Source organism: Bacteroides sp. MSSM.1001136sp1_RTP21357st2_D2_RTP21359_211015, assembly GCF_040913205.1.
Taxonomy (GTDB): domain Bacteria; phylum Bacteroidota; class Bacteroidia; order Bacteroidales; family Bacteroidaceae; genus Bacteroides; species Bacteroides ovatus.
Window position 1 is genome coordinate 330,196 of the sequence record NZ_JBDFVF010000002.1, and the last position, 25,006, is coordinate 355,201.

Here is a 25,006-nt window from a genome sequence, read left to right on the forward strand (position 1 = left end):
ATGTTATTGGATTATGTCTTCTTTAAATAGAATACAATTAATAAAAATGGACAGATTGTCTATAACCTTCTGTAGTTTTGCATCTTCATATACCCGGAAAACAAAACCGAAAGGATCACTCTCTTTTATTCCGGAAAAAGCGAAAACGAATGTTCCGTCTGTTAACATTACGGGGCCTAATGAGATTGTTACAGAAGGATCTTTTACATAATATAGGTCAGAGCTAAGAATTTCGAATGAGAGATATAAATTGTCCTCGAAGACTCCTAGGTTTTGACCGGCCCCAAAAGCCAGGCAATTGTCTATGGCTTTTGCTTTCAGTTTGTAAGGCAATCCGGTTAGAATGTTTGAAAGCAGGTATGTTCCGTCTTCCTGTTTTTCAATGATGACATCTTTCAAGCCGTAATTCATTTGCCCGTCTGAAAACATGCCTTGCCATGTTCCGGTAAGTTCGTCAACATCATATTGTATTACCTGATAAGAAGCCGATCTGTCTTTTGCTGCCACATTGACAATAGCTCCTCTCATTTTTCCGGAGGTATTTTCTTTTACCTTGAAATTTATTCCCTTCGCATTCTGTTCAAATGACAACCATTCTTGAGCTTCTGCGGGTATGTCTATTGTATAATCGAAAGAACTTTGTAATTTTATAGGTAGCGTAGCTGCTTTATTGTCGGTGCGGAGCATCCACTCGTCTTTACCGAAGATGAAAACAGCTCCGGATTGATTGATATTGAACGCCTTTTTTTCTACTCCGTTACTGATTGTCAATAAAGCATTTCTACCAGAGTATCCGGTGTTTTCTTTTACTTCGAATACTACTTCATTGGGGTTTACTTCTTTCAGCACACACCAGTCGGCATTAACATCTGCTGTTATATTGCCTGTTGCCTGAAGTTGTATGTAGCCTTTTCCTCCAGTCGCTTGGAAATTAGTATTTACAGCTTTGATCTCTAACCTGGATTCGCTGCTTTCCGTATCATTGCATCCCGCTATTGCTATGGTGCAAAGTACAAATAAGAATATATTAAAAAGCTTTCTCATAATTGTATTAATTACCTTCGTTTTCTTTTTCCATTAAGATTGAGTTATACCAACTCCAGTAACCCATTAGTCCTGAAGTTGAATATTCATCGGATGAATAAGCCCAGATTATCAATGACGTATTTTCTTGGCTTGCTTTATCCGCGAAGTAGAAAGTGAAAGGATTGATTTTCACCGTAACATTTACTAATCCGCTGCGTAAGCGTGAAGGCAAACTTAATTCTGTGTGAGCATATCCTTCTACACCTGCCGCACACGCAAAGTAGTAAGACGATGAAGAAACCGGACTTATACTTTGTGAATCTAAGATCAGTTTTCCGCTGGCTTTGTCATACAGAAGAGTGAAGTTGAATCCGCCAATACTTTTCAGAGTATAACTTTCTCCTCTGACTTTAGGAGTGATGGTTACAGATTGTGAAGTTGGACCTTCATCGTAATCGTCAACCGTTGCAGTGTAGGTACCGATATAGTCTTCATATTGCAGATAGTTTTCGGGATAATACTCTTTTAATACAATATCCGTTGCATCTGCATCGGTACAAACAAATAGCCTGAACTTTTTATCCCATTTGAAGTGCTGGACTTCAACTCCGTTGACATTATATGGAGACTGTAACTTCAGCCCTTTTTCTGTATAAATATATGGTAAACTTTCTGCACTGCTATAATCGGTACTGTAAACGGAGAATGTAGACATTGTGCCATTGTCACGTATAAAGTAGTTCAGTACTTGGCCCCCTTTCTCCATGCGATATGTATTCAGAAAAGCATCTTTCTCGATGTTAATGATATCCTCAAGCTGGATACGCCATGGTATATCTTTGGGCATAGGCGTCATTTCCATTATATTTTTATATTTTTTTCCTTGTAGAATAACCTTGTCGGGAGTTGCGCTCATGATAATAAACTCATAATCTCCTCCCACGTTCATGTTCAGGCCTAAAGGACCTGAAAACATGTGGATCAGCTGGTTGTATGAGTCGAAAGTGAGCATAGTGCTTTGTTCCGATTTAACTTGATACAGGGAGGTTATTATGGTACCCGGCTTGTAACCTTCTGCTCCTGCTTCCGACGCCATTTCTACCTGTTTTCCATCAAATTTCATTAGTAGGGTGACTGCACCTGCAGAATAGTTGCTTCCTATGTAATATTCCAGTTTCCATCCGTTCGGAACATCTTTAAGAATCTCCTGACATTTTATTACATCGGCTGTAGCTCTGTTGGCGGATGATTCGTCGAATATTTCTTCTTCAGAGAAAAGACAAGATTGTAATACAATGCAAATCAATGCCAGAAGTGTGTATATTGATAGATATTTCTTCATAATTTTCATAGTTTATTCAATAATACTTAAGTCTACATTGCCGTTTGCTATATCATCTTGGCGGCGTAGAACGATGTCGCGTAATTCGTCCAGATTGATTCCCCAGGTTTGTTCCATGTAACTATAGACTATTTCGAATTTTTGCTTTATGAGTGCACGGCCGTTTTCACCGGCATTCTGCAGCATGTTATTCCAGTAGTCTTTGGTATTTGTGACATACACTGCGATGTTTTCCACAAAATCTTCACGTGATTCACTCATTGCGTAGGAAGTGACAAATCCTTGTTGCCATGCATTGCGGTTAGCTCCCACCATATACCAGTCGCTGCCGATATAGGCATTTTCTGTGATACGATCAAATGCCGGATCATAGTTTTTGGTTTGATGCAGGATGTGGGCGAACTCATGATGCATTGTCTGGAAATAGTATTCGTTTAGCAGATTGATATCTATTTTATCAGGATTGATGTCATTTACATTGTATAATGTAATTTTCATACCACCTTCTGCCGTTCCCAATACCATGGTGCCATTGTCTTCATAGGCAGGAGAGCCGATAAAGTGAATGGTCTTGGGGATGTATTGACGTAAGAAGTCCGGATTACCGGTCGCTTCATCGTATGCTTCCAGCCATACATGTTTGATAATTTTAGCCAGTACTACGGATTTTTTATAGTCGGCAGGAGCTAATACATGTGTCATATCGCTCTCGTTATCTTCCATGCGATATTTCAATGCAATGTTGTACGGATGGGTGTAATTACCCAATATCCAGTTGTCGAATGGGCTGCGTTCTACTTCTTCTGTAGAGAAGATGCTGTTTGCTTTGTCCACGCCCTCGTCGTTGTTGCAAGCTCCCAGTCCGCAGGTTAATGTTATGATTAAACTATATATGATGTATTTCTTCATATTTTTCCCTCCTTAAGTTAGTTAGTCATTTCTTGGATTTGGTTGCATACCTGCCGTAATGACACTGGCCGGTAGCTGAATTGCACGTCTGGGGTCATTCGTGTCCATCTTGTCGGTGATATTCACCAAGGTATAACCTTCATAATAGCGGCGGTAGATTACAATGCCATAGCGCTTTATATCTTGCCATCTAAGTCCCTCTTCTAAAGTTAACAGGCGTCTCGCATGTAGAATACAGTGTATCAGATTCTCTTGCATTCCTTTTTCTATTATAAAATCCGGATGCAATTCCTTTTTTACTGTCGGGGCTTCCGGTGTGTAATATTTTAATTGAGCATAAAAATCATTGATTGTCTCTTTGGACAAGGTTTGTGTATTTTTCGTAAAGGCTTTCTGCCAGGCGTCTATATCGGCTGCAGCTTCGTCGTAACGTTTTAGTAATGTGTAAGCTTCAGCCCGGCAAAGTAATGCTTCATCGGTAGTGAAAGCAGGATACAGCATATAACCGACCCAGCTGTTGCCCGATGTGAACTGCTGATAGATGACTAAACGGCGGAATCCGTTCTTGATAGAGCCACCAGGCGCAAATGGGATTTGGTGGTAGCTTGACTGGTCTCCCCATGGACCTTCGGATTTACAACTTTCCGAGGCAGTAATATTATTCATGCAGTATCTTTCACAGTTGGCATAACCCGGATCGGAAACCAATGGCCAATATGAAGCTGCTGATATTACCAGTAGATTTGCCCGATTATCTGCATCTACATAAGCGTTCGGCTGTATGTTCTTGTTGGGAGATAAAGCTCCTAATGCAGCCCAGTCACGTAAATATTGGGAAGCATTCGTGCCGAGTACTATATTGGCATAATTGATAACCTTCTGGCAGTTAGAAAAATCCGGCTGTGTGTAATATAGATAAAAGCGGGCAGCAAATGCATAGGCAGCCTTTTTATTAAAATGATATTTCACTCGTGAGTAAATATTGTCGTCGATTAGAGGCAATCCTTCTTCTAAATCGGCTGCGATATTTTGATAGACTTCAGCAACAGTTCCGCGTGAGTATTGTGGATTTACAGATGTTTCCGGTTCCTTTATGTAAGGTATACCTAGGTCTTTATCTGCATTTGTACCATACGCTTTGCAGAATGTGGTAGCTAGTACGAAATGATTATATGCGCGACATATTAGAGCTTCACCTCTTTGTGCTGACAATGATTGAGGGTTTCCCATTTGCTCGATGGCTGCCAGGGCTTGGTTGGCCGATGCAATCGAGTTATAACAATCATTCCATAAGGCATGAGGTGAGTCTTGATTCTCTTCAGTGGTTTGCTGCCAGCGATACAAGTGCTCGTTTAACCGGAAAAGATAGCTGTATGCTTTACTATTTTCATCAATGTTGTCACTGTAGAATTCGCCTATATGACAGTTGGTGGTCATTGGGTATGCAGATACCAATACTTTGGTAATGCTCTCTTCGGTAGTTAGTTCAGTTCGGTTGTCCGGCATTTCATCCAAAAAATCGCTACAGGAGGTTATTCCCAGGCATAAGGTTGAAATGACTGCTGTATATAATACGTTTTTATATTTCATCATTTTTATAATTATCTGAATGGTTAAAATCCTAATCTAAGAGTTAATGTGAACTGACGGGGTACAGGGGAGGCAACTCCACCGGTATTGAAGAATTCCGGGTCCTGTCCGTTTAGCTTCTTATCTGCGTAGATTAGGAATAAATTGGTAGCCTGAAGTTTCAAAGATAAATTGGATATCTTTGCTGATGTAATCCATGATTTTGGAAAATCATAGGACAAGGAAATTTCTTTCATACGAATAAAGTCTCCTTTGGCAATTCGTTCTGTAGAGTAATTATAGGCATTATATGCATACATCAAATCTTTATTATCTTCATATTGACGTTTGGAAATGATGGCAGGGATATTGGTATGTTTCTCATCACCCGGAACTGTCCAGCGATTTTTGAATTCACGGGGCATAGAGGATAAGTCACTGTATTGATAATTGAAGCACGGATTTAAACGTACTACATTACCAAATGAATAGGTGATAAATACATTTAGCTTGAATGCTTTATAGGTGAAGATATTACCAAAGCTACCTGTTATAGTAGGATCAGTGGGACCTTCATATTTTAGATAGTCTATATTGTCACGTGTTTGGAAATCAATATCAGTATTGGTTATTTTTCCATTGATATTATACATTGGGATACCATTTGAACTTAGGCCGACAAATGGGATAGAGAACAAACCACGCACCGGGTAGCCCTGACGCGCAAAACCATAGCCTGAAACCAGATCCATCACGCTGGAACGGGCGTTAAGCTCGGTCACTTCATTTTTTGCTTTGGAAAAGATGAAATCTGTATTCCATGAGAAGTCTTTCGATTGGATATTCTTGCTTGAGATGGTGAATTCAATACCATGTGACTTCATGGAGGCTATATTGGCATATTTATAAATAGAACCACCTACTCCTTGTGTCGGAGTTATACCAATCAGGTCATAGTTGTTGCGTTTATACCAGTCGATTGAGAAATTGATCCGGTTGTCTAAGAATCCCATATCAGCACCGATGTTTAATTCATGCTTCTTTTCGTAAGTCAATTCGCTATTTTCGGGGTCGGATACATAAAGTCCGGTTTCCTGTCCGCTGGTGAAAGGGCGGAATGGTGAATAGCTGGTGATTATGGCATGTGAATTTGTTACATATTCCGGACCTCTGTCGGCTGTTAAAGAGTAGGATGCTTTGAATGTCAAATGTGACAGCACGGAGCTGAGTGTTTCGAAGAAATTTTCTTCATGTACATTCCATGCTCCTGAAATATTCCATGTAGGTAACCAGCGGGAAGAACGGCTTTTTCCCATGCGGTTGGTGCCTTCATAGCGGAATGTTCCGTTTACTGTATAACGGCCATCATACGAATAGGTTGCATTGGCAAAACCTGCTACACTCCTTGTTGTGGTATGGTTTAATCCATAATAATTTTCACCGGACTCAATACCTTTCTTGAAAAATTCATATACGTACGATGGAATTTCGCCCATTGTATATTGCATTCCCCATCCTTGAAAATAATTCTGCATGCGTTTTAAATCATTCACCTCCATACCAGCGAAAAGATTGGTTATATGCTTTTCTGCAAATAAATGATTCCAGGATGCTGTGGCACGAAAGTCTACTCCCAGCATGCGATAGTCCTTACGCTGGTAAATACCGCCTTCCGGCAGTATGCTGATGGGTAAAGCATAAGGATTGTCGGGGTTGGTGTAGAGTAAATTATTGTTGTCACGAATAGTGGCGTCATCCATTCCTGTGCGATATGCTGTTGCCTGATTCGAGTGGTCTTTAATATTATGTTCTTGCGAAGAAGCTTGATATCTGACTGCTCCTAATGCGCTAAGCTCTAATTCTGGAAGTGCTTTCCATTTTACTTCTCCTTGGAATTTAACGTCAACTACGTTTAAGTCCATATAATTGTTATCCAATTCATGGAGGATATTGAATGGTGCGTAGTTAGCTGTATAGTTGACTGCCGGATCCAATGCGCGTGATGTGTTTAGTGCATACGAATATGGATTGATGTCAAATTGACGGGTGACTTCTCCACTAGCTGCATTCACTTCAGAACTTAGTGTTCCGGGCGCTTTCTGCTTACGGTAGGAAGCACTGGATATTAAATTTATAGATAAATTCTTATATATATTATATGTTGTATTTAAATTAGCTGTATAACGTTTTACTTCACTTTGCTTGTACCACCCCGGGTCTGACATGGCACTTAATGAAGCATAGAATGAAGATTTTTCTGTTCCGGAAGTGATACTGACAGAATGATTTTGTGTGATATTGTTGGAAAATAAAGTATCAAACCAGTCGGTATTTCTCATTTCCGCTTCACGCAAGTAAGCGTTACGCGCTTCCGGAGTGTTGGCAAGTCCGAATTGTCCTGTAACCGGATTGTATTGATTGATTAACTGATACATACGTCCATACACTCCGCTATCTTTTGCACGGTAAGTATCGCTATTGTTGAGCCATCCTTTTTGTTCCATTTCTTTATAGATTCCCATTTGTTCCTGTGAATTCATGATATTGAATTCTTTATAACTGGGAATCATACGAGTTGTAAATTCACCGGTATAGCTGATTTTGCTGACACCGGCTTTTCCCTTTTTGGTGGTTACTACAATAACCCCTGCCATGGCTCGCGCACCGTAGATAGAGGTTGCTGATCCGTCTTTCAATATTTGAAAGCTTTCAATATCATCTGAATTCAATCCGGCAATAGCTGAACTAATCAATGTTTCGGCATCTCCTGAGGATAAGTCATCCGGACCTACGTCGATAGCATCTTCCATGATGACTCCATCTACCACCCATAGTGGCTTTGAACTACCGAAAATAGATGTAGCGCCACGTACCCGGATTTTTGGGGCAGTACCAAATGTACCGGAAACATTTTGTACAGATACGCCTGCGGCACGTCCTTCAAGTCCCCGGCTGATATCAGGCAAACCATCTAGTTTGACCTCATCTGCGGACAATTGTTTAGTTGCTCCTGTAAACAGACGTTTGTCCATTTTCTGCATACCTGTTACTACTACTTCAGATAATGTTTGTACATCAGGCATTAATGTAACATTCATATTTGGAGCAGGAGTCAGGTCTTGCGGTTTCATTCCTATATAGGAAAATTGTAACAGGGATTTATTGGATACATTTTCTATCGAGAATTTTCCATCTATATCTGTTAATACACCGGACTTACTTCCTTTGATGACAACGGTTGCACCAATGAGCGGCTGTCCGTCATCACCGGAAATAACCACTCCTTTCACATTGAATACTTTCGCCTGTTTGGAAGGACCTTTGATAGTAATTGTGATAAATTGGTCTTCAATATGATATTCCAGTGGCTTATTGGCTAAGATTATATCGAGAGTCTGCTCTATACTCTTATCCTTGACGGAGCCAGAAACGGTGAATTTCTTGACATCGTCATACGTAAACAGGATCTTATATCCGGATAGTTTTTCTAAACGTTTTAGTACGGACGGCAACCGTTCGTTGCTAATTTCAATCGTGATTTTCTTTTGCGATTGCACCTGAGCATTTACTTGGTAGGGCCGGAAACATAATACGCATAGAAAACACACAATAAGTAGGTTCCAATTATTTCTCATACGTTTGTCTTTAATAACACTATTTTGAACATGTTTATATAACTAGTGCGTATGAGAAGAAAAAATGGATACCCCTTTTGCGATTTATTTTTTAATAAAAGTGATATTTTGTTGTATTTTGCATAGATTAGTTATACTTATGCAATAAAAATCTAGTCTACAGTAAGCGTATTGCCTTGCAAGGTGACTGTCACTTTTTTCATTCTATTAAGTAATGAGATCGTATGTTCCAGGTCTTTGGTACGATCGGATATAAAGTGCATTTTATACTCCATCGCTTCTTTGTTTCTGAACTCTATGTTTACATTGTACCAACGTCCCAAATTTTGCATAATATCTTTCAATGTGACATTGTCAAAGTAGAAATAGCCGTCTTTCCAATAAACATAGGAGTCTAGATCTACTTCTGCCAGGATAAAGTTGCCATCAGATTGCAGATGTGCATCTTCTCCCGGATATAGTCTGGTATATGATCCTCCTTTGGTATTGCTGACTTCTACTTTTCCATTAATAAGCACTACATGAGTATCTTCAGGAGTATAGCTGCGTATATTAAATTCAGTACCGAGAACGCGGGTTTGCACAGTTTTGGTTTTTACGATGAAAGGTCGCTCCGGATCTTTGGCCACTTTAAAATAAGCCTCACCTTCTAAAGTGACGATACGTTCGTCGCCAATAAAGGCCGTTGGATAGACAAAGTTACTATTGGCATTGAGCCAGACCTCCGTGCCGTCACATAACACTACCTTGAAACTTTCACCGCGTGGAACAGTGAGTACATGTGTTTGAGTGGTCGTTGAAATGACTTGCCTGTAATCCAATTCTTTCTTTTCGGACTTTGAGATCATTTTCTGTGGTAAGGTTTGATTGTTTGATTGCGGTTCGTCTAATACAATCTTTTCTCCGTTATCTTTTTGCAGAGTGATATGTTGAGGGGCAGCATCCGCAGTAAATACTGTGATTGGCTCCAGGGCAGGGGTCGTCAGGGTATTGATAAGATAGTAAGTTCCAAATAGAACGGCAATCATGGCGGCTATTCCCATACTTACTTTCCAGAAGTTGGAACGCATTCTTGCCGTGTATTGTTTTTTCTTGAATCGTTCTAGCTCCATCTCTATATTGGGTAGTTCCATTCCACTTTTTTGTTGTAGGAAGAGGCTGCTATCCATGATGTCGCGACAAGCCTGCAGGGTTTCTTCATCTTTAAGCATTTCCTGCAGTTGTTCGACGTTTATTTCTGAAGAGCTCTCCATAATGTCGAGTGCCTTCTCTACAGATTTATCTGTACTATCTATATTGTCAATATCTTTATTCATCACTGTTCGACTGTATCATACTTATTTATATTACGTTTAATCATAAAATAAAGACACCTGCTTTATGATTTTTTTGCACATTCTTCACGTATCACCTGTAATGCTTTCACAATATGCTTCCTGACTGCACTGACACTAATATTTAATTCCTCTGCCACTTCCTGATATTTTTTGCGTTGAATATAACATTCTTCTAAAATATGCCTGGTATGTGGAGTCAGTTTTTCCATCGCCTTACTGATATGCATCATTCTTTCATCCTGCTCCTGATACTCCGTCTCAACATAACTTTTGGTCAGTTCGGAATAGATTTGTACGTATTGTTCGTGTGTATTCTGATGCCGCAGGAAATCAATGCTTTTGTTGCGAACGTAGACATATAGATAAGATTTAGCTGTGGCTTTATCTATTTTAGCATAATTGGCCCAAATAAATTCGAAGGCGTCGCTGACAATATCCTTACTAGCCTCCATATTATTAATCAAATGAAATGCGTAATAATAAAGTTGAGGATAGTACTCTTTAAAAAGAAAATCAAAATCGGCCTTATCTTCCACGTGCTTTAAAAGTGTTGAATAGTAAATAAATCGCATTGCAAATAAACAAATAATAATTGAGAAAAGCAAAATGGCTTTTATTTTATATTTATCGTATCTTTGTGGCATCATATTTTTTGAATCAATATTCATGTAGAACCAGGGAAGTAATAATGGAGAGTGTTTTAATTACAGGTGCAAGTGGTTTTATAGGAAGTTTCATCGTGGAAGAAGCGTTGAAACGAAAGTTTGGTGTGTGGGCCGGAATTCGCCCCACGAGTAGCAAGCGGTATTTAAAGAACCGGAAAATTCACTTTCTGGAACTGGACTTTGCACATCCCAATGAGCTTCGCGCCCAACTCTCCGGGCATAAAGGTACTTACAGCAAATTTGATTATATCATCCATTGCGCCGGTGTGACAAAGTGTTCTGATAAAAAGACCTTTGATTATGTGAATTATCTTCAGACTAAATATTTTATAGACACGCTGAAGGAATTGAATATGGTTCCGAAGCAGTTTATATATATTAGCACGTTGAGTGTATTCGGACCTGTACGTGAGAAGGATTATACTCCGATAAGCGGAGAAGATACTCCGATGCCTAATACGGCTTATGGATTGAGTAAATTGAAAGCGGAATTATATATTCAGAGTATTCCCGGTTTTCCTTATGTCATTTATCGTCCTACGGGAGTCTATGGTCCCCGTGAGTCAGACTATTTCCTGATGGCCAAGTCCATTCAGAAGCATGTAGACTTTTCGGTCGGTTTTCGACGCCAGGACTTGACTTTTGTTTATGTGAAGGACATTGTGCAGGCGATTTTTCTGGGAATGGAGAAAAAAGTGGTTCAAAAGGCGTATTTCCTGACAGATGGGAAAATCTATAAAAGTCGTGCCTTTTCGGATCTGATACAAAAAGAATTGGGCAATCCGTTTGTTCTTCACTTGAAATGTCCATTAATTGTGCTAAAAGTTATATCTTTGTTCGCTGAATTCATTGCTACACGTTCCGGGAGGAGCAGTACCCTGAATTCGGATAAATATAAGATAATGAAACAACGCAACTGGCAATGCGACATATCCCCGGTAATGAAAGAACTTGGGTATGTACCCGAATATGATTTGGAAAAGGGAGTTCGTGAAACCATTGCCTGGTATAAAAATGAAGGATGGCTTTAGACTTATTTAAGCGCGTAGAAACCCGGAAAGGGTTGTTTGCTGTGGAAAAGATTACACTGATTTATAATCTGTTGACTTCCATATTGATTCTATTCCTGTTTCAGCGAATGGATCATCCATGGCACATGTTGCTGGATAGGGCTATGATCGCGGCGATGACCTTTTTGTTGATGTATCTTTATCGTCTTGCCCCCTGTAAGTTTTCAGCGTTTGTGCGCATTGTTATCCAGATGAGTCTATTGTCTTACTGGTATCCGGATACTTTCGAGTTCAATCGTTTCTTTCCGAATTTAGACCATGTATTTGCAACTGCCGAGGAGTTTATTTTCAATGGTCAGCCTGCTATCTGGTTTTGCCATACGTTTCCGCACCTTATCGTCAGTGAAGCATTTAATATGGGATATTTCTTTTATTATCCGATGATGCTGATTGTGGCATTGTTTTATTTCATTTATAAGTTTGAGTGGTTCGAAAAGATGTCTTTTGTTCTCGTCACTTCCTTCTTTATCTATTATCTGATTTATATATTCGTTCCTGTCGCGGGGCCTCAATTCTATTTCCCTGCCATCGGGATTGATAATGTATCTAAAGGTATTTTCCCTGCTATCGGTGACTATTTCAATCATAATCAGGAATTACTTCCCGGACCGGGTTATCAGCATGGATTCTTTTATAGCTTAGTGGAAGGCTCACAGCAGGTAGGCGAACGTCCTACGGCAGCATTCCCCAGTTCACACGTCGGTATTTCTACTATTTTGATGATTATGGCATGGCGTGGCAGCAAGAAATTGTTTGCTTGTCTGATACCTTTCTATATGTTGCTTTGCGGGGCTACCGTATATATTCAGGCACATTATGTGATTGATGCCATTGTAGGGTTTTTCTCTGCATTCCTATTGTATGTGGTTGTGACCTGGATGTTTAAGAAGTGGTTTGCACAACCGATGTTTAAGTAGAAAATTGGAATATACTTCTGTATTTTGAAACAGGTAATCTCCATCCGCAGGAATCAGAGTTTGCGGATGAAGATTATGATCTATAGTAGATTAAACTTCCGGATTCTCTTTACGTTGGGAAGTGATTTCTTCAAATATGCGGAAAAGCTCTTCCTTTGTTTCTGCCCGTAACATGGCAATACGCGTATTACGGAAATTAGGGATTCCTTTGAATAATGGGCTCGCAGCCAGATGACGACGTACGTGCAGAATACCTCTGCGCTCATCAAGTAGATTTACGCTGTCGACCACTTCCTGGCGAAGCACTTCCATGCACCAGTCGAAACTTAGCGGTGGTAATTCTTCACCAGTCTCCAGATAGTGTTTCACTTCTTTGAATATCCATGGACGACCAAAGCTGGCACGACCAATCATGACAGCATCTACTCCATAACGGTCAAAACACTCTTTGCTGCGTTCAGGCGTCGTCACGTCACCATTACCGATAATAGGAATATGCATCCGTGGATTATTCTTCACTTCGCCTATTAATGTCCAGTCTGCTTCTCCGGTATACATTTGTGCACGGGTGCGGCCATGTATAGTCAGTGCAGCAATACCACAATCCTGTAGCTGTTCTGCTAGCTCTACAATTACTTTGTTGTTAGCATCCCATCCCAGGCGGGTCTTGACCGTTACGGGGATTTTCACCGCATCTACTACCGCACGGGTGATCTCCAGCATCTTGGGGATATTCTGTAACATACCTGCTCCTGCTCCTTTTCCGGCTACTCTTTTTACCGGGCATCCGAAATTGATATCCAGAATATCAGGTTGTGCCTGTTCCACAATCTTGGCAGCTTCCACCATCGTTTCCGTATCTTTCCCGTATATCTGGATGGCAACGGGACGTTCGGCATCACTGATACTTAGTTTCTGCGCAGTCTTGCTGACAGCGCGAATCAGCGCATCGCTCGACACAAATTCGGTGTATACCATATCTGCTCCGAACCTCTTGCACATCAGGCGGAAAGCCGGATCAGTCACATCCTCCATCGGAGCAAGTAAGATGGGATATTTACCCAAATCTATTTGGCCTATCTTCATATATGAATCTGATATTTACTGTTTATGATTGAAGTAACTTCTTGTTTTCGCTGCAAAAATACGGAAAAAAGCCTACCTTTGTACGCATTCATTTGCTTAACTGATACAAATAAGTATATATTCTATGAGTCTTAGTTTGAAAGATTTTGAAATAATGGCTCCTGTCGGTTCGCGCGAATCTCTTGCTGCGGCTATTCAGGCAGGTGCTGATTCTATCTATTTCGGTATAGAAAACCTGAACATGCGTGCCCGTTCGGCCAATACGTTTACGATTGATGATTTGCGGGAGATCGCCCGTACGTGTGATGAACACGGGATGAAAAGTTACTTGACGGTCAACACGATTATCTATGATAAAGATATTCCATTGATGCATACCATTGTCGATGCAGCCAAGGAAGCCGGAATCTCTGCGGTGATTGCAGCCGATGTGGCGGTGATGAACTATGCCCGTCAGATAGGGCAGGAGGTACACCTTTCCACTCAACTGAACATCTCCAATGCAGAGGCTTTAAAATTCTACGCACAATTTGCAGATGTGGTAGTATTGGCCCGTGAGTTGAATCTGGAGCAGGTAGCCGAAATCTATCGCCAGATTCAGGAAGAACATATTTGTGGTCCGAGCGGTGAACAGATTCGCATTGAGATGTTCTGTCACGGTGCGCTTTGTATGGCTGTATCGGGTAAATGTTACCTCTCTTTGCATGAGATGAACCATTCTGCCAATCGCGGCGCTTGTATGCAGGTGTGTCGCCGTTCCTATACAGTCCGTGACAAAGAGACGGATGTGGAACTGGATATTGATAACGAATATATCATGTCACCGAAAGATTTGAAGACCATCCACTTTATGAATAAGATGTTGGATGCCGGTGTGCGTGTATTCAAAATTGAAGGCCGTGCCCGTGGACCTGAATATGTACGTACAGTGGTAGAATGTTACAAAGAGGCTATCAAAGCTTATCTGGAAGGAACATTTACCGATGAAAAGATTGCAGCTTGGGACGAACGTCTGAAAACAGTATTCAACCGCGGCTTTTGGGATGGCTATTATTTGGGACAACGTTTAGGCGAATGGACCAGAAACTATGGCTCGGCAGCTACGGAACGTAAGATATATGTAGGTAAAGGTATCAAATACTTCTCTAACATTGGAGTTTCCGAATTTCTGGTAGAGGCTGCGGAAGTTAGCGTAGGCGATAAACTTCTCATTACCGGACCGACCACAGGTGCTCTATTCATGACTTTGGAAGAAGCCCGTGTTGACTTGGAATCCGTGCAGACTGTGAAGAAAGGCCAGCACTTCTCCATGAAATCAGATAAGATACGCCCCAGTGACAAGCTGTATAAACTGGTATCAACCGAAGAACTGAAGAAGTTCAAAGGACTCGATATTGAGCAAAAAAGAGGCTAACTGCTATTTCTCAACTTTTAATTTTTAATCTTCAATTTTTAATTGATGAACTATATCTATGAATTGGAAATGAAGGTGCGTGATTACGAGTGCGACCTTCAAGGGATTGTTAATAATGCGAACTATCAGCATTATTTGGAACATACCCGCCATGAGTTTCTGACGTCGGTAGGCATCAGTTTTGCTGCACTCCACGAACAGGGAGTCGATCCGGTAGTGGCACGCATTAATATGGCATTCAAAACGCCGTTGAAAAGCGGAGACGAGTTTGTCTCTAAACTCTATATGAAGAAGGAAGGTATCAAATATGTATTCTATCAGGATATTTTCCGTAAGAGTGATAATAAAGTAGTAGTGAAATCCACTGTTGAAACGGTATGTGTGGTAAACGGACGTTTGAGTGACAGCGAATTATTCGATAGCGTCTTTGCCCCTTACCTGAAATGAGCAGTTCCGAGGAAGAACAGATTTATAGTATCGCCCTGACAATGGTGCCCGGTATCGGGCACATAGGGGCGAAACATCTGATAGACGGAATGAATAATGCTGTTGATGTCTTCCGTCTGCGTAAAGAAATACCGGAACGTATTCCTGAAGTGAGTCAACGGGTGGTAGATGCGTTGGATTGTCCACAAGCTGTGATCCGTGCCGAACAGGAATATGAATTTATCCGGAAGAACCGGATCTCCTGCCTGACTTTCCATGACGAGGCTTATCCTTCTCGTTTGCGGGAATGTGAAGATGCTCCTATTGTCCTTTTCTTTAAAGGAAATACCGATTTGAATTCCCTTCATATCCTGAATATGGTAGGAACCCGTAATGCCACTGATTATGGTACCCGGATTTGCGCCTCTTTCTTACGCGATCTGAAAACACTTTGTCCTGATGTGTTGGTGGTCAGTGGACTTGCTTACGGAATCGATATTCATGCGCATCGTGAAGCGCTGGTCAATGATCTGCCTACGGTAGGTGTCCTTGCCCACGGTCTGGATCGTATTTATCCTTATGTCCATCGGAAAACAGCCATTGATATGCTCGAAAAAGGAGGACTATTGACCGAATTTCTGTCCGGTACGAATCCCGACAAACATAATTTCGTCAGTCGTAACCGCATTGTCGCAGGTATGTGTGATGCTACGGTTGTCATTGAATCGGCAGAAAAAGGAGGCTCATTAATCACTGCTGAACTTGCTGAAGGCTATCATCGCGATTGTTTTGCTTTTCCCGGCCGGATAAATGATGAATATTCAAAGGGGTGTAATCGGTTGATTAGAGATAATAAGGCTTCCTTACTATTATCGGCTGAAGATCTTGTACAGGCAATGGGATGGAATATACCAACAACTTCTTCCGAAAAAGTAAATGTGCAACGTAGTCTTTTTCTCGACTTGTCCGAAGAAGAACAGAAGATTGTCTCTATTCTGGAGAAACAGGGGAATTTACAGATTAATTCTCTGGTAGTAGAAGCAGATATTCCCGTACATAAGATAAATGCTATTCTTTTTGAACTGGAAATGAAAGGAGTAGTTCGTGTATTGGCAGGAGGAATGTATCAGTTATTGAATTAACTCGTATAGACTAACCTCATATATGGATATAAAAAAAGGAGCAACGCCTTGCTCCAACCTTTGTTAACCTTAAATCTAATACTATGAAAAAAATCACATGACAAATGTAAGCGTTCAACTTATTCTTTCCAAATAATTCTGTTGTATTTGTTTCTCTTTTAAATTCTTTCACTGATTTTCACTGTTATCGGACACGACGCACTTCTAATGGATAAAGTTTGGCACTTTCATGGTAAGTAATGGAAAGAAATGCAAGCTTTCTTGAATATGTTTTCATGGTCATTCGAAGGGTTCGTGAAATAAGGCTTAAAATAAGTGCTTTGTTGGTTTAAAAGGAACGCCCCGTTGGTTTAAAACCAAGGCATCGTTCCTTTAAAACCAACGAGGTGTTCCTTTTAAAGGAAAATGTGTACTTGTATGTTGCTGTGTAATATATAGAATCATCTTTTCATAATAGCCATGGTGGATTTTTTTGCTGTCAAATTCAATGACTACCAATGAATGCTTTTATGAGAATGCTATAACACTAATGCTTGTCACTACGGAGCATAAATTTTATATAATAAAGAAAAGTGTTACGAGGACTATTGGGGAAAATCAACAAAAAGTTCTCATAAATGTATAGAAGGAGATTATGTGATTCATTCGAAGAATTTGGTGTTGAAGGATGATATAACCTATCTGCTGATATGGGATGTTTTGTTTGTAGTAGTACAAAAAAGGCGAGGCAAATGCCCCACCTTGAATGTTTTCACAACGGAATAATCCTTATTGTGATTTGCTTTTAATTAGTGTGACAAAGATAGTAATTTATTTTGTTTTAATGTCTAATTTGTGGAAAAATATTAATATATTTGATGAGTTATAATAAGATAGGGCAAATATGAAAAGAATATTAGGACTGGATTTGGGAACCAACAGTATTGGTTGGGCATTGGTTGACAGCGAAGAGCAGAGAATTTTAGGAATGGGTAGTCGGATTATTCCTATGGATCAGGGTGTGTTGGATACTTTCAGTGGGGGGAATCCGGTAGAGACTCAAACAGCTGCGCGAACGGTCTATCGTGGCACACGCCGATTGCGCGAAAGAGCATTATTACGTCGTGAGCGTCTGATTCGTGTTTTGAATATGATGAAGTTTTTACCCGAACATTATGCTTCTCAAATAGATTTTGAGAAGCGATTAGGACAATTTTTTGATGAAAAGGAGCCCAAACTAGCTTGGAAACAAAATGATGAAGGGAGGTTCGAGTTTATTTTTCAACAGTCTTTTAATGAAATGATAGAAGAATTTAAGAATAAGGGGGTGGTTAGAGAAGATAAAAAAATCCCATATGATTGGACTATCTATTATTTGCGTAAGAAAGCTCTTTCTCAAGAGATAGAGAAGGAAGAACTAGCTTGGATTTTATTAAATTTCAATCAGAAACGGGGATATTATCAATTAAGAGGGGAAGAAGAGGAAGAGAACCCTAATAAATTAGTAGAATATTATTCATTGAAAATAGTGGATGTCATAGCCGATGAAAAACCGAATAGTAAAAGTGATATATGGTATTCTTTACATTTAGAAAACGGCTGGATTTATCGTCGCTCCAGTAAGATTCCGTTATTTGGATGGAAAGATAAAACACGTGATTTTATTGTTACTACAGATTTGAACGACGACGGGACGGTTAAAAAAGATAAGGAAGGAATAGAAAAGCGGTCTTTTCGTGCGCCAAGCGAAAATGATTGGGTATTGTTGAAAAAGAAGACGGAGAGTGATATAGAAAAGTCTCATAAAACAGTTGGTGCGTATGTCTATGAGACATTACTGCAAAATCCTATGCAAAAAGTTCGTGGAAAGCTTGTACGGACAATCGAACGTAAGTTCTACAAGGATGAACTGAAACAAATTCTTGAGAAACAAAGAGAGTTTCATCCCGAATTGAGAGATGAAGATTTATACAACGACTGTGTAAGAGAGTTATATCGGAGTAATGAGACGTACCAATTTATTTTAAGTAAAAGAGATTTTGTTCATTTATTCTTGGACGATATTTTATTTTATCAGAGACCATTACGGAGTCAGAAGTCTGCGATAGGTGATTGCATACTTGAATTTAAAACATACAAAGATAAAGATGGAAATAATATTAAAGAGTATCTGAAGGTCATTTCAAAATCCAATCCTCTTTATCAGGAATTCCGTATATGGCAATGGCTGTACAATTTGAAGATATATCGGAAGGAAGATGACGAAGATGTTACTTTGCAATTTATTGCAAACATTGAAGATAAAGAACAGCTATTTGATTTCTTAAGTAATAGGAAAAGTATAGAACAGAAACCTTTGCTTGAATATTTGATAAAGGCAAAAGGTCTGAAAAAACAGGTAAAGACAGAGGCATATCGATGGAATTATGTTGAAGATAAGATATATCCTTGCAGTGAAACAAAAACGATGATTTCTACACGTTTGGCTAAAGTAGAAAATATTCCAGATAATTTCTTTACAAAAGAAATAGAACAAAAACTTTGGCATATCATTTATTCTGTTACAGATAAAAATGAGTTTGAGAAAGCGTTGAGAACTTTTGCAAAAAAGTATGATTTAGATATTGCTTCTTTTGTAGATAATTTCAAGAAAATTCCTCCTTTTAAAAATGAATATGGATCATTCTCCGAAAAAGCAATAAAGAAACTGTTACCTTTGATGCGTTTGGGGAAATACTGGAAATGGAATGATATTGATAATAATACCCAAAATAGAATATCCAAAATAATCACAGGCGAGTATGATGAGGAAATTAAGGATATAGTTCGTGAAAAGTCTATTGCTTTAACTAATGAAAACGATTTTCAAGGTTTACAGTTATGGTTGGCTCAATATCTTGTTTATGGGCGACATTCAGAAGCAGATATTGCAGGAAAATGGCATTCGGTTGCTGATTTAGAAAAGTATTTGAATGAGTTTAAACAGCATTCCTTACGTAATCCGATTGTAGAACAAATAATTACGGAAACTTTACGGGTAGTGAGAGATATTTGGCGAAAATACGGACAAGGAGCAGAAAACTTTTTTAGTGAAATCCATGTTGAGCTTGGACGTGATATGAAGAACACTGCTGACGAAAGGAAAAAAATAGTTAATGTTGTAACAGAAAATGAGAATACCAATTTGCGAATCAAAGCATTATTAATGGAATTAAAGAATAATTCTGATGGCAAATTGGAGGTTGAAAATGTCCGTCCTTATTCACCCACGCAACAGGATATTCTGAAAATATATGAAGAGTATGCAATTAGCACTGGGCTTGATAACGAAAAGGATGAAAAGGTAAAGGAAGATATAAAGAAAATAAGCAGGGTTGCACAACCCACAACGACAGAACTACAACGCTACAAACTATGGTTGGAGCAAAAATATTGTTCTCCATATACGGGTAAGGTCATCCCGTTAGGGAAGCTCTTTACCGAAGAATATCAGATTGAGCATATCATTCCAAAATCTCGTTACTATGATGATAGTTTCAGTAATAAAGTAATTTGTGAGGCCGCTGTAAATAAATTGAAGGATAAATGTTTAGGGTTGGAGTTTATAAAAAACTACCATGGGCAGATTGTGGAAACAGGCTTTGGACAAAAAGTAACTATCTTTGATGAGGAGGCGTATCAGAATTTTGTAAAGCAGCATTATGCTTATAATCATTCCAAGAGGACAAAGCTTCTATTGGAAGAAATACCTGAAAAGATGATAGAACGCCAAATGAATGATACACGTTACATCAGCAAATTTGTTCTCCCTCTTTTGTCAAATCTTGTACGTGCAAAAGAAAATGACAATGGAGTAAACTCAAAAAATGTACTTCCTGTAAATGGCAAGATTACAACTATGTTGAAACAAGATTGGGGGTTGAATGATGTTTGGAATGATTTGATTCTTCCTCGTTTTGTGCGGATGAATGAGTTGGCAAAGACTATCGCATTCACCAGTTGGAATGAACAACATCAAAAATATTTGCCTACTGTTCCATTAGAACTATCAAAAGGGTTTCAAAAGAAGCGTATTGATCATCGGCATCATGCAATGGATGCTTTGGTAATAGCCTGTGCAACTCGTGACCATGTCAATCTGTTAAACAATAAACATGCAAATACAGATACAATTCGATATGATTTACAACGAAAATTACGATTGTTTGAGCGAGTGACATATATTGACCCGCAAACAAAGAACAATGTAACAAAAGATATTCCGAAAGAATTTAAAAAGCCATGGGATAATTTCACTGTTGATGCCCGTAATGAATTGGAAAAAATTATTGTTAGCTTTAAACAAAACCTGCGTATAATTAATAAGGCAACCAATATATATACGAAATATGAAAACGGTAAAAAGATAAAGGTAGGCCAGAAAGGTCTTAATTGGGCAATTCGTAAACCTCTACACAAAGAAACTGTATTTGCAAAAGTATCACTTCGTAAAAGAAAAACCGTGCGTTTGAGTGAGGCTTTAAAAGATTGGAAAAAGATAGTCGATAAAAAGCTAAAACAAGAAATAAAACGGCTTACCTGTCAATATGGTAAATTTGATGTGGATACAATCTTGCGATATTTTAAAGATCGGAAGTACCAGTTTGGAGAAGTAGATGTATCAAAAGTAAAAATGTATTATTTTGATGAAGAAAATGCGGCGGTGCGAAAAAATGTAGATACATCTTTTACAGAAAAGTTTATTCAAGGATCTGTAACAGACACTGGCATACAAAAAATCTTGCTTAATCATTTAGAGGCAAAAGGGAATAAGGTTGAAATTGCGTTCTCTCCTGAAGGTATTGAGGAGATGAACAAGAATATCATTCAGCTTAATGAAGGGAAGTTGCATCTTCCAATATTTAAAGTTCGTGTTTATGAAACAATTGGTAATAAATTCTCTGTTGGAGTAAAAGGAAACAAGAAAGACAAATATGTGGAAGCGGCAAAGGGAACCAATTTGTTCTTTGCTATATATGTAGATGAAAATGGTATTCGTTCTTATGAAACTATACCTTTAAATATCGTAATAGAACGTTTAAAACAAGGATTAAGTGTGGTTCCGGAAAAAAATAGAAAGGAACATAGTCTATTATTTTATTTATCTCCTAATGATTTGGTATATGTGCCTATAGAGGATGAACGAGAAAACATTCACGCTGTTAATTTGGACCAACTTAATAATGAACAACGGAAGAGAATTTATAAAATGGTAAGTTGTACAGGTTCAGAGTGCCATTTTGTTCCTTATTATGTAGCAAGTCCTATAGTAAACAAAGTTGAATATTCGTCATTGAATAAGATTGGAAGGAGTCTGACTGGCGAGATGATTAAAGACGTTTGTATAAAACTAAAAGTTGATCGATTAGGAAATATTAAAGGAATATCTGGCTTATGAATAAAAACAATAACACCCCAATTCCCTCTGATTTCTTTCTTTACAAAGACAGTAATGGAGAAGTGAAAGTCGAAATCTATATTTTTAATGAAACAGTTTGGCTGACACAGGATAAGATTGCGCAATTGTTTGGAGTAGATAGAAGCGTAGTGACAAAACATTTGAAGAATATCTTTCAAACGGCTGAATTGCAGGAGGATTCAGTTAGTGCAAAAATTGCACTAACTGCTGCTGATGGTAAAAAGTATCAAACGAAGCTATACAATCTTGATGCTATCTTATCCGTAGGCTACCGTGTCAACAGCATTCAGGCCACACATTTTAGAATCTGGGCAAACAGCGTACTGAAAGAATATTTGATTAAGGGTTTTGCCATGAACGACGAGCGATTAAAAAATCCACAAATGCTATTCGGCAAAGATTATTTCGAGGAGCAATTGGCTCGTATTCGTGATATTCGTAGCAGTGAACGTCGTTTTTATCAGAAGATAACTGATATTTATTCGCAATGTAGTGCTGATTACGAAGCTGGTAGCGAGGTGACAAAGACGTTTTTTGCAACTGTTCAGAATAAGTTGCATTGGGCAATTTCCGGACAGACGGCAGCGGAGATAATTGTTGCCCGTGTGGATGCAGAGAAACCTAATATGGGATTGACTACTTGGAAAAATGCGCCTAACGGGATGATTCGTAAACCGGATGTATCCATCGCAAAGAACTATCTCAATGAAACTGAAATGGATGATTTGAATCGTATTGTTTCGATGTATTTGGATTATGCAGAACGTCAAGCGAAAAAAGGACAGGTGATGTATATGAAAGATTGGGTGAAGAAGCTAGATGCATTCTTGCAATTTAACGAAGAAGCGGTATTGCAACATAGTGGGCAGGTGAGCCATGAGGTCGCCAAAGCATTGGCGGAACAAGAATATGACAAGTTTCATACTAGGCAACTTCGGAATTACGAATCGGACTTTGATAAACTTTTGAAAGGAATGAATCATGATTAAGAAAACACTTTATTTCGGAAATCCGGTTTATCTGTCGTTGCGCAATGCGCAGTTAGTTATTAAATTGCCTGATGTGGAAAAAGCAACGGCCTTACCGGAAGTATTGAAAAAGCAGGCGGAAGTGACAAAACCTATAGAAGACATTGGCATTGTAGTTTTGGATAACAAGCAAATCACCATCACTTCCGGTGTGTTGGAGGCTTTGCTTGAAAACACTTGCTCTGTAATCACTTGCGATAGTAAGAGTATGCCAGTTGGACTGATGCTTCCTCTTTATGGAAATACAACGCAGAATGAGCGTTTTCGTGAACAATTAGACGCTTCGTTGCCGTTGAAGAAACAACTTTGGCAACAAACTATTCAGGCGAAGATTAACAACCAAGCATCTGTGCTCAAAGATTGTATGAATGAAGAGGTAAAGTGTATGCGCGTGTGGGCAGCTGATGTACGTAGTGGCGACCCTGATAATTTGGAAGCACGTGCTGCTGCATATTATTGGAAATCTTTATTTGCAGATGTTGACGGTTTTACGCGAGATCGTGAAGGTATTCCTCCAAATAACCTATTAAACTACGGATATGCAATTCTTCGTGCAGTGGTAGCACGTGGGTTGGTAATAAGTGGATTACTTCCTACTTTGGGTATCCATCATCATAATCGATACAATGCTTATTGCTTGGCGGATGATATTATGGAACCTTATCGTCCTTATGTGGATGAATTAGTATTTAGCTTGATACAGGAGTATGGAATGGGTGTGGAGCTAACGAAAGAGGTGAAAACGCGATTGCTTATTATTCCGACATTGGAAGTAATAATTGGAGGTAAACGCAGTCCGTTGATGATTGCTGTGGGGCAAACTACTGCCTCACTTTATAAATGTTTCAATGGAGAGCTTCGCCGAGTTGCCTATCCCGAACGGTAATGGATCGTCTTAGTGAATATCGTATAATGTGGGTGCTCGTTCTTTTTGATTTGCCAACTGAAACGAAGAAGGAAAAGAAGGCTTATGCGGATTTCAGAAAGAATCTGCAAAAAGATGGTTTTACGATGTTTCAGTTTTCCATTTATGTACGTCACTGTGCTAGTAGCGAGAATGCAGCAGTACATATAAAAAGAGTTAAATCTTTTCTTCCGGAACTAGGGCATGTCGGAGTCATGTGTATTACGGATAAACAATTTGGGGACATAGAACTTTTCTATGGAAAGAAGGCGCAGAGTGTCAATACACCAGGGCAGCAATTGGAATTGTTTTAGAACACAAAATCTCGCATTAATGCGAGATTTTGTGTTGGGAACAGTCTTCTTTTTTCTTTTCTAATCTTCTTTGTAACTAATTGAATTACATCTTATTATATGAAATGTATTGTTCCCAATGGTTCAAAGATACTAATTTGAAAGCAAATCACAACATGTACTGGTGGTTCGCCAACCCCATGCGCATTGTTCCCAATGGTTCAAAGATACTAATTTGAAAGCAAATCACAACTTATAATGGTTTGTTAGACCACTATCAGCATTGTTCCCAATGGTTCAAAGATACTAATTTGAAAGCAAATCACAACTGCTGGCTTCCCGGAAAAATGGAGGTATTATTGTTCCCAATGGTTCAAAGATACTAATTTGAAAGCAAATCACAACTAAAGTCTAGGACTGTTGGTTATTGTTTGATTGTTCCCAATGGTTCAAAGATACTAATTTGAAAGCAAATCACAACTCTCCTAATAATTGCTCTGTCACTAACTCATTGTTCCCAATGGTTCAAAGATACTAATTTGAAAGCAAATCACAACAGTCGAGTTTTGATTATTCTTTGAAACAGAATTGTTCCCAATGGTTCAAAGATACTAATTTGAAAGCAAATCACAACGGCATCTTGATAGGTATGTTTTATCCCAGGATTGTTCCCAATGGTTCAAAGATACTAATTTGAAAGCAAATCACAACTCGGGTGCACGTCACTTCTTATCCCGGTTTATTGTTCCCAATGGTTCAAAGATACTAATTTGAAAGCAAATCACAACTTATCTGTAACTTCTTGC

At 39.1% G+C, this 25,006-nt stretch carries 17 protein-coding genes and 1 CRISPR repeat array (1 of these 18 cut by a window edge); of the genes, 9 read left to right on the forward strand and 8 right to left on the reverse strand.

The annotated features are described in order from the left end of the window. Positions 1–3: 3 nt before the first annotated feature. The 7 genes from AB5217_RS03025 to AB5217_RS03055 form a co-directional block, all read right to left on the reverse strand. Positions 4–1,044, reverse strand: a complete 1,041-nt coding sequence (locus AB5217_RS03025; RefSeq protein WP_004322939.1) for a BACON domain-containing protein — start codon at positions 1,042–1,044, stop codon at positions 4–6. A gap of 7 nt (positions 1,045–1,051) precedes the next feature. Next, positions 1,052–2,368: a DUF4302 domain-containing protein gene (locus AB5217_RS03030; protein ID WP_004322940.1), complete on the reverse strand. Its 1,317-nt coding sequence runs from the start codon at positions 2,366–2,368 to the stop codon at positions 1,052–1,054. Positions 2,369–2,380: 12 nt separating this feature from the next. Next, positions 2,381–3,277: a putative zinc-binding metallopeptidase gene (locus AB5217_RS03035; protein WP_004322942.1), complete on the reverse strand. Its 897-nt coding sequence runs from the start codon at positions 3,275–3,277 to the stop codon at positions 2,381–2,383. Between the two features lie 21 nt (positions 3,278–3,298). After that, positions 3,299–4,867 carry a RagB/SusD family nutrient uptake outer membrane protein gene (locus AB5217_RS03040; RefSeq protein WP_004312250.1) on the reverse strand — a complete coding sequence of 523 codons (1,569 nt, stop codon included), beginning with the start codon at positions 4,865–4,867 and terminating at the stop codon, positions 3,299–3,301. A gap of 23 nt (positions 4,868–4,890) precedes the next feature. Beyond that, positions 4,891–8,481, reverse strand: a complete 3,591-nt coding sequence (locus AB5217_RS03045) for a SusC/RagA family TonB-linked outer membrane protein (RefSeq protein ID WP_032845591.1) — start codon at positions 8,479–8,481, stop codon at positions 4,891–4,893. A gap of 152 nt (positions 8,482–8,633) precedes the next feature. Then, the gene (locus AB5217_RS03050) at positions 8,634–9,797 is read right to left on the reverse strand and encodes a FecR family protein (RefSeq protein ID WP_004322945.1); all 1,164 of its coding nucleotides are present in this window, start codon (positions 9,795–9,797) and stop codon (positions 8,634–8,636) included. Positions 9,798–9,859: 62 nt separating this feature from the next. Beyond that, complete coding sequence (locus AB5217_RS03055; RefSeq protein ID WP_004302699.1) at positions 9,860–10,462, reverse strand: RNA polymerase sigma-70 factor; 603 nt, start codon at positions 10,460–10,462, stop codon at positions 9,860–9,862. A 44-nt stretch (positions 10,463–10,506) separates the two neighbouring features. Here AB5217_RS03055 and AB5217_RS03060 point away from each other — a divergent pair, with 44 nt between their 5' ends. Continuing rightward, a complete protein-coding gene (locus AB5217_RS03060) occupies positions 10,507–11,514 on the forward strand; it encodes an NAD-dependent epimerase/dehydratase family protein (protein ID WP_004322948.1) in 1,008 nt (335 codons plus the stop codon). Next, positions 11,505–12,470 carry a phosphatase PAP2 family protein gene (locus AB5217_RS03065; protein WP_004312256.1) on the forward strand — a complete coding sequence of 322 codons (966 nt, stop codon included), beginning with the start codon at positions 11,505–11,507 and terminating at the stop codon, positions 12,468–12,470. Before AB5217_RS03060 ends, AB5217_RS03065 begins: the two co-directional genes overlap by 10 nt. Before the next feature lie 90 nt (positions 12,471–12,560). Here the strand turns inward: AB5217_RS03065 and dusB are convergent, their stop codons facing one another. Next, on the reverse strand, positions 12,561–13,556 hold the full coding sequence (dusB, locus tag AB5217_RS03070) for a tRNA dihydrouridine synthase DusB (RefSeq protein WP_004322952.1): 996 nt from the start codon (positions 13,554–13,556) through the stop codon (positions 12,561–12,563). A gap of 124 nt (positions 13,557–13,680) precedes the next feature. Here dusB and AB5217_RS03075 point away from each other — a divergent pair, with 124 nt between their 5' ends. The 7 genes from AB5217_RS03075 to cas2 all read left to right on the forward strand — a co-directional run bounded on the left by AB5217_RS03075 (position 13,681) and on the right by cas2 (position 24,221). Beyond that, positions 13,681–14,970, forward strand: a complete 1,290-nt coding sequence (locus AB5217_RS03075) for a peptidase U32 family protein (protein WP_004302691.1) — start codon at positions 13,681–13,683, stop codon at positions 14,968–14,970. A 45-nt stretch (positions 14,971–15,015) separates the two neighbouring features. Continuing rightward, positions 15,016–15,417 carry an acyl-CoA thioesterase gene (locus AB5217_RS03080; protein ID WP_004302689.1) on the forward strand — a complete coding sequence of 134 codons (402 nt, stop codon included), beginning with the start codon at positions 15,016–15,018 and terminating at the stop codon, positions 15,415–15,417. Beyond that, on the forward strand, positions 15,414–16,538 hold the full coding sequence (gene dprA / locus AB5217_RS03085) for a DNA-processing protein DprA (RefSeq protein ID WP_032845594.1): 1,125 nt from the start codon (positions 15,414–15,416) through the stop codon (positions 16,536–16,538). Before AB5217_RS03080 ends, dprA begins: the two co-directional genes overlap by 4 nt. An 883-nt stretch (positions 16,539–17,421) precedes the next feature. Then, on the forward strand, positions 17,422–21,954 hold the full coding sequence (gene cas9, locus AB5217_RS03090; protein ID WP_032854820.1) for a type II CRISPR RNA-guided endonuclease Cas9: 4,533 nt from the start codon (positions 17,422–17,424) through the stop codon (positions 21,952–21,954). Then, positions 21,951–22,964 carry a virulence RhuM family protein gene (locus tag AB5217_RS03095; RefSeq protein WP_009001197.1) on the forward strand — a complete coding sequence of 338 codons (1,014 nt, stop codon included), beginning with the start codon at positions 21,951–21,953 and terminating at the stop codon, positions 22,962–22,964. The genes cas9 and AB5217_RS03095 overlap by 4 nt, the downstream gene beginning before the upstream one ends. Beyond that, on the forward strand, positions 22,957–23,889 hold the full coding sequence (gene cas1, locus AB5217_RS03100) for a type II CRISPR-associated endonuclease Cas1 (RefSeq protein ID WP_009001196.1): 933 nt from the start codon (positions 22,957–22,959) through the stop codon (positions 23,887–23,889). Before AB5217_RS03095 ends, cas1 begins: the two co-directional genes overlap by 8 nt. After that, entirely contained in the window at positions 23,889–24,221 is a 333-nt protein-coding gene (gene cas2, locus AB5217_RS03105; RefSeq protein WP_009001195.1) for a CRISPR-associated endonuclease Cas2, read from the forward strand. Before cas1 ends, cas2 begins: the two co-directional genes overlap by 1 nt. Before the next feature lie 108 nt (positions 24,222–24,329). Beyond that, positions 24,330–25,006: a CRISPR direct-repeat array (repeat unit 47 nt; unit sequence ATTGTTCCCAATGGTTCAAAGATACTAATTTGAAAGCAAATCACAAC) (it continues 1,204 nt past the right edge of the window).

Excerpts from the sequence above, each read along its gene's own strand:
- AB5217_RS03045 (WP_032845591.1), bottom strand. The coding sequence starts at position 8,481 with ATGAGAAATAATTGGAACCTACTTATTGTGTGTTTTCTATGCGTATTA.
- cas1 (WP_009001196.1), top strand. The coding sequence starts at position 22,957 with ATGATTAAGAAAACACTTTATTTCGGAAATCCGGTTTATCTGTCGTTG.
- dusB (WP_004322952.1), bottom strand. The coding sequence starts at position 13,556 with ATGAAGATAGGCCAAATAGATTTGGGTAAATATCCCATCTTACTTGCT.
- cas9 (WP_032854820.1), top strand. The coding sequence starts at position 17,422 with ATGAAAAGAATATTAGGACTGGATTTGGGAACCAACAGTATTGGTTGG.
- AB5217_RS03035 (WP_004322942.1), bottom strand. The coding sequence starts at position 3,277 with ATGAAGAAATACATCATATATAGTTTAATCATAACATTAACCTGCGGA.
- AB5217_RS03065 (WP_004312256.1), top strand. The coding sequence starts at position 11,505 with ATGGCTTTAGACTTATTTAAGCGCGTAGAAACCCGGAAAGGGTTGTTT.
- cas2 (WP_009001195.1), top strand. The coding sequence starts at position 23,889 with ATGGATCGTCTTAGTGAATATCGTATAATGTGGGTGCTCGTTCTTTTT.
- AB5217_RS03030 (WP_004322940.1), bottom strand. The coding sequence starts at position 2,368 with ATGAAGAAATATCTATCAATATACACACTTCTGGCATTGATTTGCATT.
- AB5217_RS03040 (WP_004312250.1), bottom strand. The coding sequence starts at position 4,867 with ATGAAATATAAAAACGTATTATATACAGCAGTCATTTCAACCTTATGC.
- AB5217_RS03080 (WP_004302689.1), top strand. The coding sequence starts at position 15,016 with ATGAACTATATCTATGAATTGGAAATGAAGGTGCGTGATTACGAGTGC.
- AB5217_RS03055 (WP_004302699.1), bottom strand. The coding sequence starts at position 10,462 with ATGCCACAAAGATACGATAAATATAAAATAAAAGCCATTTTGCTTTTC.
- AB5217_RS03075 (WP_004302691.1), top strand. The coding sequence starts at position 13,681 with ATGAGTCTTAGTTTGAAAGATTTTGAAATAATGGCTCCTGTCGGTTCG.
- AB5217_RS03025 (WP_004322939.1), bottom strand. The coding sequence starts at position 1,044 with ATGAGAAAGCTTTTTAATATATTCTTATTTGTACTTTGCACCATAGCA.
- AB5217_RS03050 (WP_004322945.1), bottom strand. The coding sequence starts at position 9,797 with ATGAATAAAGATATTGACAATATAGATAGTACAGATAAATCTGTAGAG.
- AB5217_RS03095 (WP_009001197.1), top strand. The coding sequence starts at position 21,951 with ATGAATAAAAACAATAACACCCCAATTCCCTCTGATTTCTTTCTTTAC.
- AB5217_RS03060 (WP_004322948.1), top strand. The coding sequence starts at position 10,507 with ATGGAGAGTGTTTTAATTACAGGTGCAAGTGGTTTTATAGGAAGTTTC.
- dprA (WP_032845594.1), top strand. The coding sequence starts at position 15,414 with ATGAGCAGTTCCGAGGAAGAACAGATTTATAGTATCGCCCTGACAATG.